This is a genomic window from Massilia genomosp. 1, assembly GCF_011682185.1.
GTDB classification, from domain to species: domain Bacteria; phylum Pseudomonadota; class Gammaproteobacteria; order Burkholderiales; family Burkholderiaceae_D; genus Telluria_A; species Telluria_A rubra.
In genome coordinates this window covers 22,679-38,338 of sequence record NZ_WHJF01000045.1, presented here as the reverse complement: position 1 = coordinate 38,338, position 15,660 = coordinate 22,679, and the positions used below count along the sequence as shown (strand labels likewise).

Below are 15,660 nucleotides of genomic sequence, written 5' to 3'. Positions count from 1 at the left end.
GTTTTTGGTCAAAAAAGCCGCCCTGGCCTGGCTGCAAATAAAGCAACTAAACCGAGCTCATAGTATTGCTGGATTGGCATTTGACACAAGATTAATTTTGAATATTTGCAACAACCGGCTTGGGACATGCCGGGTGGGTATCAAGGAGGGATTCCACGCTCAAGGCGTGGTCAGGAATCGCCAATGATCGACCCTGGAAATGCATGATTTCCTGCCCTTCATGGTCTGCAGCAACGTTCAACTTCAGCGAAGGCATGCCAACTGCGCTGGTGAAGTAGGCCCAGCAGCAATACATCGCCAGCGCACCCCGAACCCGTGTTGCTGGCTTACGTGTCAAATGCAAGCTCGCAGTGGCTGTCCCGCGCCGTACCAAGTGAGCGGAGCGTGTCGTTGGCCGCGATATGAAGCCAGTGCAGTTGGCCAGCCACACGCAGGCCTGATTCGTCGGCGTTGACCAGCGCGGCGACGGGGCATGGAAACACAGCGGCAATGGTCCGACCGTGCCATCGCATGCAGCACCCCAGTCATCCTCGCACTGTATTCGCTTGTGGCATTGGCAGCGAAGCAGTTACTGGAACATGACATACTGATGACACGGCATGCCGCCTGGCGTGCCAAGGACAGCCCGACCTTCTCCGACACCATCGCATTCGTGCGCCGCTCGCTGTGGAGTGAAGAGAATTACAAAGGGTCGGGGAGCCATTGCGATAGGGTGAAAATCCCGCGTGCCCTATTCGGGGCCTGACAGAAGCCGTCTGCTACGCAAGATAGTTGGACAAAGTCGGGCTTAGGACGTCCCCTATCGTTGAAGGCGCCGCTCTAACTGTATGACGATCGTTTGCAGTTGGCTGTTGCCTCGAAACATATCCCATAGTCTGAGCGAGTCGAGAACAATGCCTTCCAGCTTGCCGTATCGATCTGCAGTCTCGATTAAAACCATCGTCCACTTTTCGCGGTCATGTGCCAGGTTTGCAGCAAATTCCTTTTCTCCAAGCTCTACAGGCCACGATGGCCCCGTCAGCAACTGCGCCCTGGCAGCCATCTGCGCAAGGCGCCGGTCATCGGCCTGGTGGAGCGCGCCACGAATGGCAGGGTATAACTCAGGAATGATGCCTAGTGCAAGTTTGCGTCCGAGTGCTGTCGCCGGCTTGGAGGCAAGCCGCATCGACCCTGCGCCAGAAACTCCCTGCGCAATATCGCCCAGAGTCAGCGGAGCGTCAGGCGACTCCGGCAGTGCCCATGTGTCATGATCAAACGAGAATCCTGATGGGCCGTCGCCGCCACTGGCGAAGCGCCGGAACGATTTCTGCATGTAGCGGAGCAGATAAGTCGAGATCGCCACGCTTCCTGAGCCGCCTATTTCGTAACCTAGCAGTTGGTAGGCACGCAATTCATCGGTAGTCCGGATTAGACCAGGAATGTCCGCTGGGGGGCGTTCGGGTAACGCAATCGTTGCCGATAGCAGCCTGACCACTGTATCGAGCGCGCGCGAATAAGCGATCGAATGGCGCACGTCCCTGATCCAGGGCTCGCTATCGGCATGAAGGTAGAGGGGGTGGGCACAAATATAGCGCGCCAGTTTCTTCGCGTCGCCATTGCGAATAGCAGCGAGCGCGACGAACCACAGGGGGGAATCGACCAGATCGCGCTGTTCCCCGGACAGTCGATGGTCATTACGGGAGGCGAGTGCGGTCTCGACTACTTCTTCGGACACCGAGCCGATCAAATCGAAGTCGCCCTGTATGAAGGCCTGCAGCACTTGGAAGCGTCCAACTCGTGATCCCGTAACGTTCGATTGATGGGTCGAACTGCCAGCAATAGTATGCGTCTCGACGCCGGCGTCGTAGGCGCTGTGGAGCCGCTCGTCGTGATAGGAATGAGCAATATCCGCCGAGAGGGTACCCTGTTCCACTTCTGACAATTGAAGCGACGCAGCGTACTTCAGACCAGCGCGCGCCTCAGGCGGCGCGCAGCCGATGTCCGTGCCGACCCAATTGAGAAGTCTTGCAGCATGGTCAGACGGCAGTTGGGGCAGCTCTCCCAGAAAAAGCTGATGGTATAGCGCTTCCATGTGCTGCGACGCCCGATCGAGCACCGGATCCTTGCCTTCGCTGTAGTAAGCAGCGGCAGCACGGTGGATGGCGCGAGCTTTGTGGAGCATGTCGCCTTCCATCAGTTTTAGCATCAGGTTTCGCAAGTCCTTGCGATGGATCAGAACGCCCGAACTCTCCTTGTCGACCAGCCAGACTTGTTCGGCCAGCGCCACAAACAATTCGTCGGCCCGGGCCTGCGCGATCGGCCCTAGACCGCACGGATCGGCCAGTACTGCGGCGATCAACTGCGGCGTCACCCGTCGCAGCACGAGCCCGGGATGTGCTAATCTTTTCAGGTCAGGATCCTTCGAGCGCAGGCGCCCAAGAATACGTGTATAGAGCACACCTTGTGCAAGCGGATCGTTCGTTCCCGGCCGGTAGTCATCAGCGAGCAGATCTACCGCGGCTTGAAGCCCGGAAACGGACAGGTGCCGACCTATGATCTTAAGAACAAGCGGATTGCCGCCGAATTTCTCGACTAGGAGTTCGCCATTCATCCATGTGCCATCGACCCTGGCATGCTGCTTGAGCAGCTCGATCGCCCAAACCCGTGACAAGTCGCCCAACAACAACGACGGCGCAAAACGTAAGGAACTTCCGCGCGGCAGGTCAGCGATCTCGCGACCGCTAAAGACCACTCGGAGGCTGTGAAGTTGGAATTCGCTGCGCAGCGAGTCGAGCCATTTGGCGATCGTTTCTAGCACGTCTCGCCCTTGCATGACCATTTCTTCGTAGGTGTCGAGTACCAGGACGAGGTGGCGCCCCGCCGCCAGAGTGGGCTCGACATACTGCCGCCATAGCGACTGCGCATTGGTGGACTCATACGCGCGTGTGCGGAAGCTGCGCTTCTTTGCGGACGACGATGAGCTTTCCATTTTTCCTAGGGCAACTCGGAATGCGTGTACGCCTTCGCTGTCGCGCAAGGACAGCCCGATTTGCCGGGCCAATTCTGCCATCATGACTGTCTCATCAAAACGCGAGAACAATGCGCGGTCGAAGTCGATCCAAGCCACCATCGGGCCGCTCCAATCCGTGCCACGGACGCGGCGTACACATTCGGCCAGCAAAGCGGACTTGCCGCTGCCGCCGACGCCGCCGAGCATCAGGGCGTTTGACTGCATGCGCGATGGGCCGCGTGCGAGCATAAATTCGCGCAGCGCAGCAAGTTCAGTGTCGCGGCCGAGCAGGCGCGATGAGCGTACCAAGTCGAGCGCGTTGTCAGCTACCTTGCGTTCCAACACCATGTCGAGATCCGGCATGCGGTGTTCCAGGTAGTTACTGACCATTCCCTTAGCAATGCGAGCCTGGCTGATTTCATTGAGCGCCAGGCCCGGCAGATCGATCGGCTCATCCAGCACGAGCTTGACGATCCACTTTCCTAGTAGATCGTTCTCATCGACCTGGTGTTCTTTGGCCAGGGTCGCCGCCTCGTGAAGACGTTCCTCACTATACAGCCGCTCGAAGACCGCAGTGCGCGCATCGGGGGTGAGCGTCCACGCCAGGTTTCCCTCGTTGAGGACTTCGTCGCAGCACTCGGACAGCGAAACCAGCAAGTGCATGTTGGAATCTGCGGCTGGCGTTGACGCCATTGTCATGGGGTTGAAATGGCCGAGAAAGGCGGCACGTTCTTCCATGCGTGCCAGGTCCTGTCGATCAACGTCGGTAAGGGCAAACGTGTTCATCCACCCTCCGGCAAATCGTGATAGGCGTTGATCAAGGCGTCAATATAGCGTCCCGGGCCTCGCTGAGCGGCGCTTACAATGAGCGAGGCAAGGCGCTCGGAGTCAGACGTGTCGTGATCGTGCAGGGCGACTGAGCGCAGCCGGATGGTTGCGGCCACCTCTTGCACGCCAATCATGCCGGTATCGTCTGTGGCGAGATAACGCTGGGGACACAAAGCCGCATAGCGCGCGCCACCGATCAGGACAAACTTCAGCAAATCGTCGTCAGCCACGCCGTCCAGCAGGCGCTCGATGAAAAACAGCGTATCGGTCTCGGGCAAGGGACAGTCATCCAGGTTGTCAATGACAATCCAGATCTTGCGCTGGCCCGCGAATTGCGCCAGCAGGGACTTGAATTCCTTGATCAGGACGTCGCGCACCCACGCGTCCACCGCCGTATCGGCCTCATTGAGGGCCGGCAGCCGGTTGCCGATGGCAGGACCCAATCCTGCCTGGTCCAGGATCATTGCCGCCATGTCCCTGGCGCCGGCGGGCGCCACCTTCGCCGACACCTCGACGATCACGTGCTCAGCGGGAGGCAATTGCTCGCGCAGGATGGCTGTCGAAAACGACTTGCCGCTCTTGGGTTCACCGCGCACAATGACGACCCTCGCGTCCTCTATGGCGCTGCTGTGAGTCTTGCCGCTCAGTATGAAGCGCTGAAACGGCATGCGCCCGAATACCGGCCGGCCGTCGCGCCGCAGGCGCCAGATCGGATCGACGCCATCGACCGTATCGAAAGGAATCTCCGGACGCGCGATGCAGGCGATCGGAATGGCCGAGTTCAAGATCGTCCGGTCGGCCAGGGTAATGCCGGCCTGGTGCAGGGCCACCGGCTCGTAGAACTGGTCAAGTACCAGGCCGCCTGAGGTTCCACCCATGGTATTGGCATCATGGTGCAAGCGCGTCTCAACACCTGCCGGCCACAACGATTTTGACGCGCCCAGCGCGCTTTGCAGTGGGCTGCCGTTGGGATGCTGGTACACCGTCACCGGTTCGGGCACGACCGGCTTGGCCAGCTTGTCGAGCCGGTAATAGCCGCGTTCACGGCCCACCGCGTCGGCCAGGCGGATCACTGCGTAATCGAGGAATCCGGCGAAACCGGCAGGAATCTGGTCGATGTCGTAGTCCATTGCCTGAAAGCGTTCGCTTTCATGCGACGGGCTCGAGTCCACCAGCCAGTTCTTGGCCACGGCGACGGTGCATGCTGTCGCTCCGGTGCAGTGATCGAACTGGACGGAGAGCTTCTTGTGACTGTCCGCCGCAGCCTTGCCGGGATCAGTCTCATCGAGCAAACAGGCAATGACATGCCATGAGGTCAGTATCATCTGCGGACCGACCAGAAATCCTGATCCGTGCACCGACTTTCCCTGTCCGGCTACCGTGACCATGCACACCCTGCGCCGGGCTTTCGCGCCACCGGCGTTCTGCAAGCCGACATCCTGGAATCCCAAATCCGCGCGTGCGACGGCCTGCGGTTCAAAGCGCTGGCGAACCGGCTCGGGCAATGCCTTCATGGCGCCGCCGATGAGCAATTCCGCAATCAGCTCGTCAATCCATCCAGCTTCGTTGGCGCACTGTAGCGCGAGCAGAAACGGCGGCGATCCTTGCGGCGGCGCAGGATAGAGGTAGGGCAGCATCATGAGCTTCTGGCCGCCATGGTGTACCGACAAGGGATCATGGATCTCGGCGAAACGGCGACGCTCGGCCACTACCATGCCGGCTAAGTGTGCCAGGTCGTAGTCTTTCTTTGGCATCAACTGTCCTTATTTCCAGGTGACCCCCGCCGCGTCCAATCCCGGCCAAGACGATCGGACCGCAGCGAGGGCATGGGCAAAGTTGGCGCGCATCCACGAGCCGCCGAAATGCAGGCCGACCACACCTAGCCCCGGAGCCAGCGCCACGACGCACGATCCGGAGGAGCCGCCAAGCGTGGTGGCGTCATAGCGCATTGTCCACATGTGTTCATCGCCTGCAGTAAACGTGGGAGCGACCATGATCTCGCCGGGCGAAACATACTTGACGCTGTATTCATCAAACAACTCGGCGAGGCGATCGGCGACAGCGGTATCAACCTCACCGGCGGGCGTGCGCGGCAGGCTGCCGGGTCGCGCCGGGTACCCGATCGTGACGACTTCGGCATAGCGGCCGACCCGGTTCCGGTTATCTGACAGAACGAGCGGGGCGGGAAGCTCTGCGCCTGCCGCATTCACGCGCTCCACCTCCAGGATCGCGGCATCAAGCCGGGTGAGTTCCAGGCCGAGCTCTTCAATGTAGCGCTCGCCCCATGCGACAACCGACTTGATGCGGAAGCTAGACGCCTCCGTCGCCGCGCCCGGCGCGTCGGCAAAATTGATGGTGATGTCGTCTCCTTCCAGCAGCCAGCCGGTAGGGAAATTCCTGCTCGGTACCGATACGGCGATTTCCTGCAGCACGTGACGGTTCGTCAGAATCAGGCCCGGGGCAATCACAAAACCGGTGCCGACATGCCGTCCTCCATCGTCGATCCGCCCCACGGCGGCGATCGCCTTAGCCAGGGTCCGGTCTTTTAACGGCATGTACAGGCGGTCATGCCACTCGCTGGCGCGCGGGTCGTCCAGATTGATGGCGCCACCCACGGCGCGCAGCGCGGGCCGGCCGGTCAAGGCGACCAGCGCTTCAAGACCAAAGATCGCGCGCGCAGTCAGGTGCGTGCCCCCCAAGGTCGACTTGATCGCTTCGTCGGCGCCATCGAGCACCTTGCTGCGCAGCGCATGGCTCACCGTTCCCATCGTTGACAGGATGCCCTCTACGCGTGTCAGCTGCTCCTGGACGCCTCCGCCTTGCAGGTACGCGCCGGTGCGCACGCCATCGTAGGCGCCAGCGCTCGATTCCAGTCCCGCTCCCGGGACGGCGGCAATGGCGTGACGAAGCACCTCCGGCCAGGATGGCCGCACCAGGTTCACCAAGGGTCGCGACACGGCAGTCATGCCGCCCAGGCTCATGCCGAATTTGCGCAGCGAAGGCAGGCCGGCGTCATCGACCGCACGCGCCAGTTGCGCCGATGGCCGGGTGCGGGTGGTCTTCGATTCCCGGGTCAGCTCAGCCAGACTGGCGCCCGCTTTGGCTTGTGCCAGACTGATGGCGGCCAGTTCGCTGCCATAGCGGTTCCAGTCGAACCTGTCCGCTGCACCAGGAACACCGTATTCATCGGCCAGCATGGCGCGGGTGCTGCGTGCCGGATCGTATGCCAGCTCGTGCTGCAGCGGTACGGGAATATCGGCCAGCGCGAGGTTGACGACCGCTTCCGCATCGACAATGCCCGGCCCGAAATTGTCCGAGTCCCAGCCCTTGATGCGGCGCGCCGTCGTTTGCAGTACGATTTTGAACAGCTCCTGGACGGGAATGCCGCGACTTTTCGCTTCCTTGCGCACGGCTTCCGGCGTGTGTGTGCCAAGCCACAGTGCGGCGACACCCGCAATGGTCGCGACGGCATAGGAGGTGCCCTGGCCGGCCTTGACGCCCGTCGTATCTTCGTCAGGTTGCGAGCGTTTGGCACACCACACTTGTTCGCCTGGGGCGCAAATATCGACCGCGGCCCCGCGGCAGCTGCCGCGCCAGGGGATATCGTTGATGTTGCTGCCGGCAACAGCGATGACCTCGGAGTAGCGTGCCGGCCAGACTACCGTGCGCACGCAGTTTCCCGCTGCGGCCAGGACGATGACGCCATCGGAAATAGCGGCCGTTACTGCGGCATGCATGGCGCGGCTTGGCACTCCGCCCAGGCTCATCGAAATCACATGGCAGCCGACCTTGTGAGCATGGGCGATGGCGGCGGCGACAGGCGCCTGGTTAAACACCTTGACGTCTTCGATACAGCGAATCGGCACGATGGTTGCCAAGGGCGCGACACCGTCGATGTTTCCTTCATGCCGGCTGGCGATCACACTCGACGTCGCGGTTCCATGGCCCGGATTGGCCATGCCTGAACGCAGCGAATCCTCGGGAGGATTGCTGCCGTCAATGAGGTCAAGTCCGCGCGCCAGGTCAAACATGTCGCCTTCGAGTTCGCGGTGCTTGGCAATGCCTGTATCGGGGTGGCCGATCAAAATGCCAGCGCCTTGTGACTTCTTCCATGCCGCCTGGGCGAAAATGGTGCGCAGTGACCATAGACGGTCCTCCGGCGCGACGGTCGACACTTGGCACAAAGGTTCGACAAACGCGGTTTCCCTGAGGGCCCCGATAGGATCCTCCGGGTCGACATAGAAGTCGGTTCCGAGATCCGGTTCCACCGAAACCAGATGCAAGGCATCGCACAGTGCATACGACAGCTCGAACAGGTCGTGGTTGTTGAGCGTCCGTTCCAGGCCCGCAAAACGTAACACGGTAAAACGCTCCACCACGCATCCATCTGCGAGCGGCGCCAAGGTAAATGCCTGGGTGTGCAGCAGTGCAGCCACGGCAGCCGACTGCGCGTGCAAGTCCGGGAGCATGGTGGACTCCAGGACAAACCGCAATTCTTCCGGTGGGAAAAGGTCTGGATTTGCAGCCGACTCGGACGGTACCATGGCCAGCAAGGCGCGAAATTGATTCAGTTGCATAATCTTTTCCTTTCACAAAGAAAACACAAATTATGCGCCGTCTCCAAACCAACAAAATCACACTTTGTCACAATTGGAATTTGTTGTAAATTTGGTACTTGTGTTGGTGAACCAAGGCCATATGGATGGTGCCCGGAAGCGCAATGTGCCGCAAGCTCCGCCCGCTGCGCGCGCGGGCTGGGTATCACCTTGTCCACTCGCAGACAGGAACGGCTGGAATCAATACGAAGGCAGTACGCAATCCGCTTGCGGCACCGCTTGTCAGCAATGCCCATCCCTTCCAGACGATCGTCCGGGAGGCGTGGCATTGTTAAAATGCGTCAGTGCTGTGGGCAGCCTGGGGATAGAATCGCGCACGCCTGCAAGCCGCGCGAGCCAGCTCGGGTCGCAGGGGGCTGCATGCCACCGTCCTGCCCTCTCGTACACCTCGGACAGGACATGCGGGGCTAGCTTTAGCGGGCGAGTCAGGTCGAGCAGCAAACCGGTCGTCAACCGGTACCCAGCTACCCGACCCATCATTCGCATTATTGAAAAATTCCTCGAAAACAGTCTTGCGATGGTGTCGACACCTCGCAAAGCGAGCATGTACACATGGAACAGAGCTGAGGTGACGCTGACGATTTCGTACTGGACCCTGGCACTCGGCAGCGACTCCGGGCCGCACAAATAAAGGATCATCATTGTCGGGAAGGCGCGTGCGATTTTCAGCGGTATGACTCCTTCCGCGAGCGCTTCCTGGCTATGTGGCATACCGTGCCGTCGTATATCCCATCCACCATGGAAGAGTCGGCGCTGCAAGTCGAAGCGCTCATAGAAATCGGGTTTGACGGGCGCGATGTCCTCCCATGGCGATGCGCGTCGAGGTTCGCGCCGTACCTGCTTGACAAATGATGAACGCATGAATGATTTGGGGCATCCAGTGAGAAAGAAAGTGCGCCTGCTCGCCGACGACATCCTGATCAAGACCGGGAAGGATCGCGCCGCCCGGCCCTTCATCGTGGAAACCGCCGAAGGCGAACTGCAAGCGCTCGGCACCGACGCCAGCTACAGCTACACCGACGCCAGGGTCACGCGCGATACCAATCCCAAGCTGGTCGGGCGCAAGAACGGCCAGGTGCCGGCCCACAAGGCGGCGCTGTGGCTCAACGCGCGCAACCTGTTCGACAAGAAACATCTGGGCAATTGCAGCGATGGCGATTGCTATCCGGGCGACCGGCGCGACGTACACGCCACAGCCAACTATCGCTGGTAGTTCGCGGGCGGCGCGCTAGCTCAGCAGTACGCGCCGCATCCTCCCCCGTTTTACAACACCCGAAAAAAATAGCTAGCAGTCGGAACGTGCGCGCCCTTGCTTTGCGCTATAGTTTTTGCATAAGAAACTTAGCCAATCAACTAATTCTTCTGGGTGGCGTACCGTATGGAAATTACTGGTTCCACAGTTTTACTTCAGCCTGGCATGTATATCCTGCGCCATCCCAAGCAGGGCATGGCGCCGCTCTCCATCGCACGCGCTCCCGGCGCGCCTGGCGACGGCACGCTGGAAACGCTCGGCACGGCCGGCACCCACAACGCGGTGCTGCGCGACGGCAGCGACTGCATCGTCGTGCATGTCAGCGGCGGGCCGGTCAGCCTGCTCGTGACCGCATTTCTTGAACAAAAGGGCGATCCGATCCCCGCGCTGCGCGTCGACCAGATCGGCCTCGACCGTCCCGGCGCGAGCGCCGCGGTCCCGTCCGCGCGGGCGATCATGCACGCGCCGCCAGCGGCCGGCGGCATCCAGATCGGCGCCCAGGGCATCACCCTGATCGGCCATGTGGAGCGCGACGGCGACGTCATCGCCGCGCCCGGCGAGTTGCTCGGCGACCCGCGCAGCCTGCTGCGCCTGGAAGGCTTCCAGGTCGTGTGGCCGGACCGCCCCGACGGCGTCGACCTGGCCTACAACATCGTGGTCGAAGGCGGCGGCGCACTGCCGATGGTCAAGAGCGGAAAATTTTGCGGTACCCGCGGCGAAGCGCGCCGCATCATCGCTGTCACCTTCGCCCTGATCGGCCCGCGCGCCAGTCAATGGCGGCTCGATGGTACAGCGTACTTCAGCGGCGGCTATCAGGTGCCGCTGCAATCTGCCGTACCGCTGAGCGGGCCATCCGGGCTCGAACATCTGACGGCAGTCACCCTGAGCGCAACATTGGACGAGCAGGTCGGCGCCCAGCGCAATCCCTGGCAGGAATCGGCCAGCACCAAGGTGTTCAAGTCCAACGGTACCGCACAGCAACTCGCTTCCTGAGCGGCGTGCGGTCGCCAGGACCGGCTTGAGCAGGCGTCTCAACGACAAGAGGAGAATTACTTATGTATGAATTACCGAGCGCGAGTGCCACCACTACCCTGCGTGGCATCAATCCCCTCATCTTCACCCAGGGCACCATCGACCGCATCTTGCAGCTGACCGCCGCCGTCGACAACTCCGTGCGCTTCGACACCGTCGCGCCCGACACCAACGGCAAGATTACAGCCCCGTTCGGCGCCGAAGTGGTGCTGGTCAACTCGTCCGACAATTTCGTCGCGGCCATGACGCCACCGACCAATGCTCCGGTGATCGTGTTCCAGGGCAAGGGCGGCGTCAACGTCAGGTTCGAGGAGAGCACCGGTTCCGTGCCGGACAACAAGGTCGACCGCGTCATCGTCGGCACCAACGGCCCCGACAAGTTCGTGCTCGCCGATACGCGCGACACCCAGCTCAACCTGGGGAGCGGTAACAGCGTGGTGCAGACCGGCGGCGGCAACGACACCGTTGTGGCCGGACTGGGCAACAGCACCGTGGTCGGCGGGACCGGCAACGCCATCGTCCAGCTCAGCGGCAACGCCGCCGATTACAAGGTCACGGTCAAGGATGGCCACGCCATCGTCACCAACCTCAAGGACCTCAAGACCACCGACATCACCAACCTGCAGTTCGTCCAGCTCGACGGCACCCAGGCGCTGGTGTTCGCCGAGGATTTCAAGGAAGCCGGGGTGGCCACCATCTACGAAGCCGCGCTCGGTCGCACGCCGGACGCCGGCGGTCTCGATTTCTGGCTCGACGCCGCGCGCGCCGGGGTGTCGCTGGAAAGCATTGCCCAGAGCTTCCTCAACTCGGCCGAGTACAAGGCCCTGCCGGCTCAGGACAACCAGCAATTCCTCACTACCCTGTACCGCAACACCTTCGACCGCGCGCCCGATGCCGAAGGCCTTGCATGGTGGACCAAAGTGCTCGACAGCGGCGTCTCGCGCGCATCGGTGCTGGCCGGCTTCGTCTCCGACGCCGGGCAAAGCCTGGAAGGCACCGCCGCCCACGTCGAGCCGGTCGTGGTCGGATCGGTGACCGTCGTTCACAATATCGTCTGAGCGTGGTGGCGAGCGCGCCGGCGACGGCGCTGCCCTCGGCCTGGCGCTCGCCACGCCTGCGCGACGACTTTTTGCTGTCGCGCGCGGTCGGGGCCTTCCAGGCCGGCTTCCCGGCCGACGCCCTGCTCGGCGCGGAAGCGCTGTGCCGGCGCCATGCCGACCTGGTGGCGCCGGCATTGCTGCGCGCCGTCATCCTGCAATCGCTCGGCTCGAGCCTGAGCGCGGCGGCGTGGCTGCGCGCCTGGCGCCGCGATCCGCAAGACCCCAACATGCAAGACAAGCTGCTGGCTGCCTGGCTGGCCGCCGGCGAGCCGGCCCGGGTGGCGTCGCTGGCGCCGGCCCTGCTGCCGCGCCGCTGCCGGGCCGGCAACCACGCCAGCCTGCTGGCGCACGCGCAGTCGGCCGGCCTGGCCCCGGCCGGGGCCTGCTGGCGCAACGGCGCCGACATCGAAGGCATGCTGTTCGACGCCACGCCAGCGACCAGCCTGCTGTTGCACGACGAGCATAGCGGGCAGCACTACGAGGTACGCCTGGAGGGCGCGCGCTTCCGCTTCGCGCCGCCGCATCCGCACGGGGTCTGGTCGCTGGCCTTGCCCGGCGCTGGTGCCTGCCTGCCCGGCTCGCCCCTGGTGTTCGCCGCGCCGCGCCCGGCCAGCGCTGCACCGGCGCCGGCGCCGGCAGCGCCGCTGACCGTACTGGTGCCCCTGTATCGCGGCCTGGAACAGGCGCAGGCCTGCGTGGCCAGCGTGCTGGCCAGCCTGCCCGCCAACCGCATCGAGGCGCGCCTGCTGCTGATCGACGACGCCAGCGGCGAGAGCGCGCTGTCGGCCTGGCTCGACACCCTGGAAGCGCATCCGCGCGTGAGCGTGCTGCGCAACCGTTACAACCTCGGCTTCATCGAAAGCGTCAATCGCGGCCTGCGCCATTGCGCCGGGCACGACGTGCTGCTGCTCAACGCCGACACCCTGGTCCACGGCGACTGGCTCGAGCGCCTGCGCGCCGCGCTCTACCGCGCCCCCGACATCGGGTCGGTGACGCCCTGGTCGAACAATGGCGAAATCAGCAGTTTTCCCGACATCGCGCGCGCCGCGCCGGTGCCCGACCCGGCCCGCCTGCGCCAGCTCGACGAGGCCGCCGCCGCGCTGCAGCGCGAGGGCGCCACGGTCGATGTCGAGGTGCCGGCCTGCTGCGGCTTCGCCATGCTGATGCGCGCCGGCGCGCTGGCCGCCATCGGCACGCTCGACGGCGCCGCGCTCGAACGCGGCTACGGCGAGGAGGTCGACTGGTGCCTGCGCGCGCGCGCCGCCGGCTACCGCCATGTCGTGGCCACCGGCGTGTTCGTGGCGCACGCCGGCGGCGTCTCGTTCGGCGCCGAAAAACACTTGCGGGTGCAGCAGAACCGCGCCGTGCTGGTGGCGCGCTATCCCGACTACTACCCCCAGTACCAGCGCTTCCTGCGCACCGATCCGCTGGCTGCGGCGCGCGCCGCCCTGGCCGTGCGCGCGGGCGGCGCCGAGGCGCCCATGCCCGCCGCGCAGCCAGCGGCCCCCGCCTGCGCCCCAGGCACGAGCGCGGCCTCGTCCTGCACCCGCATCGCGCTCTGGCGCCATCGCATCGGCTCGCCGCAGGCGGCGCAGGTGCTGGCCCTGGCGCGCCTGGTCGCCGCGCGCAAGGACGACAGCGTGCGCCTGCTGGTCATCGGCGAGGTCAGCGAACTGCTGTGGGGCACCGGCGTGGTCGACGCCCTGCCGGCGGCGACCCGCCACGGCGAAGCGCTGCTGGGCGACACCGAGCTGCTGAGCATCGGCGCCTGCGCCGTGGTGCTCGTATGCGAAGGCGACGACGTCCCGGCCGGGATCGACACGGTGCGCCTCGGTCCCGCCTTCGACGCCCGGTACTGGTTCAGCGCCTGGCTCGGTGTGCCGCCGGCCGCCGCCGCGCCGTTCCGCTTCGCCCAGGCCGGCGCCCGATGAGCGACGGCGCGGCGGCCCGCCCGACTCCCCCGCCAAACCCGTGCGCCGGCGCGCGCGTGCGCCGCCTGCTGCACGTCGGCTGCGGTGCGCGCAACGGGCGCGCCTTGCCGGCCTGCTGGCTCGGCCCCGCATGGCACGAAATCCGCCTCGACATCGACCCCGGCGTCGCGCCCGACATCGTGGCCAGCATCTGCGACCTGTCGATGCTGGCCGACGCCAGCGTCGACGCGCTCTACTCGGCCCACAACCTGGAGCACCTCGACGCCTTCGAGGTGCCGCGCGCGCTGGCCGAGTTCCGGCGCGTGCTGCGCCCGGACGGCTACGCGCTCATCACCCTGCCCGACCTGCGCGCCATCGCCCTGCATATCGCCGCCGGCCAGCTCGACGCGCCGCTGTACCAGTCGGCCGCCGGCGCGATCAGCCCGCTCGACATGCTGTTCGGCCACCAGGCCGCGCTGGCCGCCGGCCACCGCCACATGGCGCACCGCACCGGTTTTACCGCCGCCAGCCTGGGCCGCAAGCTGCTCGGCGCCGGCTTTGCCGAAGTGCGCGTACACGAGGGAAGGCGCTGGGACCTGTGGGCGCTGGCCTGCATGCCCGCCACCGGCGCCGCCGTGTGGGACGAGCTGGCCGGGGTGATGCAATGAAGATCCTGTTCATCCACCAGAATTTTCCGGCCCAGTTCCTGCACCTGGCGGCCGACCTGGCGCGAGATCCCGCCATGCAGGTGGTGGCGCTCGGCCTGCACGGCGGGGCGGCGACGCCCGGCGTGGCGACGCCCGGCGTGGCGACGCCCGGCGTGACGACGCCCGGCGTGACCCTGCGCCGCTACCAGCTGCTGCGCGCGGCCGGCGCCGACACCCATCCACTGCTGGCCGAGCAGGAAACCCATGTGCGCTACGCCGAAGCCTGCGCCGCTTGCGCCATGCAGCTCCAGCGCGACGGTTTTACGCCGGACGTCATCTATGCCCATCCCGGCTGGGGCGAGGCCTTGTTCATCAAGGACGTGTTCCCGCACGCCAGGCTGCTGATCTACTGCGAATATTATTATGCGCTGGAAGGCCAGGATGTCGGCTTCGACCCCTCGCTGCCGCCGCTGAGCCTGCCCGAGCGCTGGCGCCTGCGCCTGCGTAACAGCACCAACCTGCTCAGCATGGAACTGGCCGACGCCGCCCTCTCGCCGACGCACTGGCAGCGCAGCACCTATCCGGCCTGGGCGCAGGACAAGATCAGCGTGATCCACGACGGCGTCGACAGCGAACGGCTGCGCTTCAATCCCGCTGCGCGCCTGGCCCTGCCGCTCGCGCAGGGCGCCATGCGCACCTTCCAGCCCGGCGACGAAGTGGTCAGCTACGTGGCGCGCCACCTCGAGCCGATGCGCGGCTTCCAGGTGTTCATGCGCGCCCTGCCCGACCTGCTGCAACGGCGCCCGCAGGCGCACGTGATCGTGGCCGGCGGCGAGGCCGGCGGCTACGGCCACGCGGCCCCCGGCGGCGCCAGCTGGAAACAGCACATGCTGGCCGAGGTGGGCGACCATATCGACCTGGCGCGCGTGCATTTCACCGGCCAGCTGGCGCCGGCGCAGTACCTGGACCTGCTCAGCATCAGCCGCATGCACGCCTACTGGAGCGTGCCGTTCGTGCTGTCATGGTCCTTCCTCGAAGCGGCCTTGTCCGGCTTGCCGGTGATCGCCTCGGCCACCGCGCCCGTGCTCGAATTCGCCGCGCGCCTGGACGTACACACCGTACCCTTCTTCGACGCCGCCGCCTTTGCCGACGCCCTGGCCGAACGCTGCGCGGCCGGCCCGCAAGATCCGCGCCAGCCGCGCCACCTGCCCGACACCGACCTGGCGCAGTGCCTGGCGCGCCAGCGCCAATGGCTGGGGGCCAGCTAGCCGCAACCGTCTTTCCAA

At 64.5% G+C, this 15,660-nt stretch carries 11 protein-coding genes; 7 read left to right on the top strand and 4 right to left on the bottom strand.

Annotation, left to right across the window (positions count from 1 at the left end; all coding sequences use genetic code 11):
* Positions 1–91: 91 nt before the first annotated feature.
* A complete protein-coding gene (locus F1735_RS17600) occupies positions 92–337 on the bottom strand; it encodes a hypothetical protein (RefSeq protein ID WP_167238143.1) in 246 nt (81 codons plus the stop codon).
* A gap of 135 nt (positions 338–472) precedes the next feature.
* On the opposite strand from F1735_RS17600, the gene F1735_RS17595 reads away from it, so the two are divergent.
* Positions 473–745 (top strand): hypothetical protein, encoded by a 273-nt coding sequence (locus tag F1735_RS17595; protein ID WP_167238142.1) that lies wholly within the window; start codon positions 473–475, stop codon positions 743–745.
* Between the two features lie 54 nt (positions 746–799).
* Here the strand turns inward: F1735_RS17595 and F1735_RS17590 are convergent, their stop codons facing one another.
* The 3 genes from F1735_RS17590 to F1735_RS17580 are packed head-to-tail and all read right to left on the bottom strand — an operon-like array spanning position 800 to position 8,394.
* The gene (locus F1735_RS17590) at positions 800–3,775 is read right to left on the bottom strand and encodes an ATP-binding protein (protein ID WP_167238141.1); all 2,976 of its coding nucleotides are present in this window, start codon (positions 3,773–3,775) and stop codon (positions 800–802) included.
* Positions 3,772–5,571 (bottom strand): serine protease, encoded by a 1,800-nt coding sequence (locus tag F1735_RS17585; RefSeq protein WP_167238140.1) that lies wholly within the window; start codon positions 5,569–5,571, stop codon positions 3,772–3,774. Before F1735_RS17585 ends, F1735_RS17590 begins: the two co-directional genes overlap by 4 nt.
* Before the next feature lie 9 nt (positions 5,572–5,580).
* A complete protein-coding gene (locus F1735_RS17580) occupies positions 5,581–8,394 on the bottom strand; it encodes a S8 family serine peptidase (protein WP_167238139.1) in 2,814 nt (937 codons plus the stop codon).
* A gap of 919 nt (positions 8,395–9,313) precedes the next feature.
* Between F1735_RS17580 and F1735_RS17575 the strand changes: the two genes are divergently transcribed.
* The 6 genes from F1735_RS17575 to F1735_RS17550 all read left to right on the top strand — a co-directional run bounded on the left by F1735_RS17575 (position 9,314) and on the right by F1735_RS17550 (position 15,642).
* Entirely contained in the window at positions 9,314–9,646 is a 333-nt protein-coding gene (locus F1735_RS17575; protein WP_167238138.1) for a hypothetical protein, read from the top strand.
* 204 nt (positions 9,647–9,850) lie between these two features.
* A complete protein-coding gene (locus F1735_RS17570; protein ID WP_167238137.1) occupies positions 9,851–10,678 on the top strand; it encodes a hypothetical protein in 828 nt (275 codons plus the stop codon).
* 62 nt (positions 10,679–10,740) lie between these two features.
* A complete protein-coding gene (locus tag F1735_RS17565) occupies positions 10,741–11,775 on the top strand; it encodes a DUF4214 domain-containing protein (RefSeq protein ID WP_167238136.1) in 1,035 nt (344 codons plus the stop codon).
* A gap of 2 nt (positions 11,776–11,777) precedes the next feature.
* Complete coding sequence (locus tag F1735_RS17560) at positions 11,778–13,748, top strand: glycosyltransferase (RefSeq protein WP_167238135.1); 1,971 nt, start codon at positions 11,778–11,780, stop codon at positions 13,746–13,748.
* On the top strand, positions 13,745–14,395 hold the full coding sequence (locus F1735_RS17555) for a class I SAM-dependent methyltransferase (RefSeq protein ID WP_167238134.1): 651 nt from the start codon (positions 13,745–13,747) through the stop codon (positions 14,393–14,395). The genes F1735_RS17560 and F1735_RS17555 overlap by 4 nt, the downstream gene beginning before the upstream one ends.
* Positions 14,392–15,642: a glycosyltransferase gene (locus tag F1735_RS17550; RefSeq protein ID WP_167238133.1), complete on the top strand. Its 1,251-nt coding sequence runs from the start codon at positions 14,392–14,394 to the stop codon at positions 15,640–15,642. Before F1735_RS17555 ends, F1735_RS17550 begins: the two co-directional genes overlap by 4 nt.
* The last annotated feature ends 18 nt before the right edge of the window (positions 15,643–15,660 follow it).

Bases quoted from the DNA above. Each gene is read 5' to 3' on its own strand.
- F1735_RS17555 (WP_167238134.1), top strand. From the start codon at position 13,745: ATGAGCGACGGCGCGGCGGCCCGCCCGACTCCCCCGCCAAACCCGTGC.
- F1735_RS17585 (WP_167238140.1), bottom strand. From the start codon at position 5,571: ATGCCAAAGAAAGACTACGACCTGGCACACTTAGCCGGCATGGTAGTG.
- F1735_RS17570 (WP_167238137.1), top strand. From the start codon at position 9,851: ATGTATATCCTGCGCCATCCCAAGCAGGGCATGGCGCCGCTCTCCATC.
- F1735_RS17550 (WP_167238133.1), top strand. From the start codon at position 14,392: ATGAAGATCCTGTTCATCCACCAGAATTTTCCGGCCCAGTTCCTGCAC.
- F1735_RS17565 (WP_167238136.1), top strand. From the start codon at position 10,741: ATGTATGAATTACCGAGCGCGAGTGCCACCACTACCCTGCGTGGCATC.
- F1735_RS17595 (WP_167238142.1), top strand. From the start codon at position 473: ATGGAAACACAGCGGCAATGGTCCGACCGTGCCATCGCATGCAGCACC.
- F1735_RS17590 (WP_167238141.1), bottom strand. From the start codon at position 3,775: ATGAACACGTTTGCCCTTACCGACGTTGATCGACAGGACCTGGCACGC.
- F1735_RS17580 (WP_167238139.1), bottom strand. From the start codon at position 8,394: ATGCAACTGAATCAATTTCGCGCCTTGCTGGCCATGGTACCGTCCGAG.